Origin of the sequence: Nocardia sp. NPDC088792 (assembly GCF_044750615.1) — a bacterium.
Taxonomy (GTDB): Bacteria; Actinomycetota; Actinomycetes; order Mycobacteriales; family Mycobacteriaceae; genus Nocardia.
In genome coordinates this window covers 1,523,599-1,526,870 of the sequence record NZ_JBIVKC010000002.1, presented here as the reverse complement: position 1 = coordinate 1,526,870, position 3,272 = coordinate 1,523,599, and the positions used below count along the sequence as shown (strand labels likewise).

Annotated in this window: 3 protein-coding genes; 1 reads left to right on the top strand and 2 read right to left on the bottom strand. The window is 68.9% G+C overall.

What is annotated here, in order from left to right:
• Nucleotides 1-80: 80 nt before the first annotated feature.
• Complete coding sequence (locus ACIP5Y_RS16335; RefSeq protein ID WP_400350906.1) at nt 81-554, bottom strand: MarR family winged helix-turn-helix transcriptional regulator; 474 nt, start codon at nt 552-554, stop codon at nt 81-83.
• 110 nt (nt 555-664) lie between these two features.
• On the opposite strand from ACIP5Y_RS16335, the gene ACIP5Y_RS16330 reads away from it, so the two are divergent.
• Entirely contained in the window at nt 665-1,798 is a 1,134-nt protein-coding gene (locus tag ACIP5Y_RS16330) for a GDSL-type esterase/lipase family protein (protein WP_400350904.1), read from the top strand.
• A 3-nt stretch (nt 1,799-1,801) separates the two neighbouring features.
• Here the strand turns inward: ACIP5Y_RS16330 and ACIP5Y_RS16325 are convergent, their stop codons facing one another.
• The gene (locus ACIP5Y_RS16325; protein ID WP_400350902.1) at nt 1,802-3,220 is read right to left on the bottom strand and encodes a hypothetical protein; all 1,419 of its coding nucleotides are present in this window, start codon (nt 3,218-3,220) and stop codon (nt 1,802-1,804) included.
• Nucleotides 3,221-3,272 lie beyond the last annotated feature (52 nt).

Sequence of the window (3,272 nt, the reverse complement as noted above, 5' to 3'; positions counted from 1 at the left end):
GTAGCTCCGCTCGCAGGCAACGGGCGCTGGAACCCTTTCGGTTCCAGCGCCCGTTCTCTTTCGTCGTGATGATCAGCGTGTCAGGTGGTGATGTGTGTGGCCTCGGGGTTGGTGGCGTCCCGGACCACCCGGAGGGAAGCCGTGAGATCTGCCAGCTGGGCGGGGTCGAGGAGGCCGGTGAACCAGCGGTCTATGCCTTCGAGGTAGGCCGGTAGGACGCGGGCCACCCGGGTGGCGCCGGCCGCGGTGAGGACGGCGTAGGAGCTGCGGCGGTCGGCCGGATCGGGTTCGCGGCGGACGAAACCGTTGCGCTCCAGGCGATCCACCAGACGGGTGACGCCGCTGGTGGAGAGGGCGGTCTGGGTGGCGAGGTCGGTCATGCGGAGTTTGCGGCCGGGGGAGCGGGTCAGGCGGATCAGGGCATTCAGGTCGAGACCGGAGAGTCCGTTGGCCTTCCAGATCTCCTCGAGGCGGGCGAGGAGGCCGTGGTGGGCCTCGAAGAGGAGGCCGGCGGCGGTGAGGCGGGGGTCGTCGAAGAGATGCTTGGGATCCACGATGACCAGCCTAAACCAGACGGTTGCACTGGGGATAGTTGACACGCGGAACATTTGGCGTAGATTGTTGCTCAAGCAATATTCCGCACTGCAACTAAATGGAGGTTCCGATGTCGACACGGCATTGGGTGGCGAGTTTCCGTGCCCCGCTGGTGAATCCGGCCGAGGAGATCCGGCTCGCCGAACCGCGCGCGTTCGCCGGGGAGACGATTCGGCAGGTCGTGCGGCTCGCCGGTGGCGGGGCGCAGCTGCGCGTGCGGCTCACCAATCGCTACTCCGAGCAGGAGCTGGTGATCGGTGCGGCCCGCATCGCGGTGCGCAAGGCCGGGAACGAGATTGTCGCCGAGACGGATACGGTGCTGCGGTTCGGCGGCGCCGAGAGTGCGCGGGTGCCCGCGGGCGGTGAACTGGTCAGCGATCCCATCGAAACGGGCACGGAGACAGGCGCCGAACTCGCGGTGAGCCTGTATCTGCCCGAGCCGACCGGATTCCCGGCCTTCGCGCAGTTGCCCGGCGATTCCGGATGGATTGTCGCGGGCGATCGGACAGGCGACGCTGCACTGCCCGATGCCGAGGAGACCCTATCGCGGTTCTTCCTCACCGGTATCGACGTCCTTGTCGATACCGAAGTTCCCGTGCTCGTCGCCTTCGGCGACTCCTGGTTCGAAGGCGTCGGATCCACCCACGGCGGACATCGCCGGTCGGTGGATGTGGTGAACGAGCGACTGACCACCGGATGGGCGGTGAATCAGGGCATCAGCGGAAACCGTTTGCTGACCGATCAGATCGGCGAGCACGGCCTGGCCCGGTTCGAGCGGGACGTGCTGTCGGTACCGGGGGCGGCGGCCGTGTGGGCCAACTTCGGCATCAACGATCTGATCCTGGACGGCACCGCCGCCGTGGCGGCACTGATCGCAGGTTACACCGAACTGGCGCGGCTGGCCCATGCCGCGGGACTGCCCATCTACATCGACACCATCGGACCCTTCGGCGGGGCAATCTATCCCGGGCTGAGCGTCGAGACCGGGCTGCCGGTGCGGCACGAGGTCAACGAATGGCTGCGCACCACAGACCTTTTCGACGCGGTCTTCGATATCGCCGCGGCGGTGGAGGATCCGGCGCGGCCGGGCTTCATCCGCCCCGAATTCGACAGTGACGGCATGCATCTGAACGACGCCGGCCATCGGGCCATGGCCGCGGCGGTGGATACCACTGTGCTTCCGCATTTCACCGAGCTCCCCTGAGTCTCACGGCAGGCGCGGGCCGGCGGCCTGTGCCTGCCGGAGCCCGTGCGTCCACAGATCGTCGGCCACATCCCGGCCCAGCCGCACCCCGCCGATGTTCCGGGACAGGTCCATTCCGCCGTCCGCATCGACGGCGAAGGCGTCGGAGGACCAGTTCACGCCGAGGAATACCCGGCTGCGACCGTTCTCCTCCATCATCTGCCACAGCCCGCCGGGGAACCGGCGCAGATGCCGGGGACGCTGCACGCCGTGCTGGTCGGTGGTCTCACCGTCCAGCTCCTCGGAGACGAAAGCCATTCCGTCGGTGAGGGAGTCGGGTCCGTCGCCGGCGCTGTCGTAGAACCGGCGGATGGTCTGGAAGGCCGCGGCGCCGAGTGCGGCATGCCCGGACGGGTAGGCGGGACTGGGCGGGGTGAAGTTGGCGGCGATCTCATTGCTGCGGGGCGCGCCGTGCGGCTGCCAGCCGGGATCGCAGCCCGGTTCGAGTTCCCGGCCGGGCGCGGCACAGGGGCCCATGGCGGGATCGTGTTCGCGGATGCCGAGGATCGGCCGCCAGCGATCGTGCCGGTATTTCTCGTCCCAGCAGAGGATTCCGGCATCCGCCATGGCCGTGTTCACCAGTGCGAACAGCCGGGCGTTCTGCTCGATGTCATTGCCGCGGGCCACCGCGATCTCGCGGGCGATGCGGTTGTAGAACCGCGGCGGGCTGCCGAGTCGCCGGCTGCCGTCGTAGGCCCAGTAGATACCCGCGAGGGTTTCGGCCGGGGTGCGCGGCGGATAGACGGCCGGGATGGTGGCGAGTTGTTCGGGCGCAATGCCCTTGGCCCGCGCCTCCCGCAGGGCGGTGAGGTAGCGGGCTCCGTTGGTCTTGGGCGGCGGGTCCAGCGTGTACCGGTCGGTCGCCGCGAAGCAACCGGAGCGCGCGCCGTAATCCGGTGCGTAGTAACCCTGTTTCGGGTTGACCGGGTCGGGCCGATGGCTGGGCGGGGCGGCGCCGGGCCTGTGGCCGGAGTCGTCGAGGCCCGGATCGCCCCGTCGGGCGGCGAGCACCGCACGGCCGATGGCCTGCCCGTGTGTACCGCCGCGCCCGGTGCCCGGACCGTGCAGGCCGGATTCCCGCAGCGCCCGGTCCAGCCGTGCGGTCTGCGCCGGGTACAGGGTCGTCAGCGTGCAGTGCGCGGCCACCGCGATGGCCGCGGCGGGCGCCGAGCCATTGGCCGCCACCGGTGGCGTGGTCAGCCAGGTGCCGTGTGGCGCACCGAAAATACTGAAGATCGCATCGTGCATGGCGAGATGCACGATGGCCAGCGCGCGGGAACTCCCTGCCGGACCGCACGATCCCCGCTCGACCGGATTGAGGTCGGTATGCGCCAGGCGGTCCGATTCCAGCGCCACCGCGTTCCAATACAGGATTTGATCCACTTCCGCTGTCTCCCAGGACTGTTGGAGAAGTTGTGTGCTCCAGGGTGACGAT

Excerpts from the sequence above, each read along its gene's own strand:
- ACIP5Y_RS16330 (WP_400350904.1), top strand. The coding sequence starts at position 665 with ATGTCGACACGGCATTGGGTGGCGAGTTTCCGTGCCCCGCTGGTGAAT.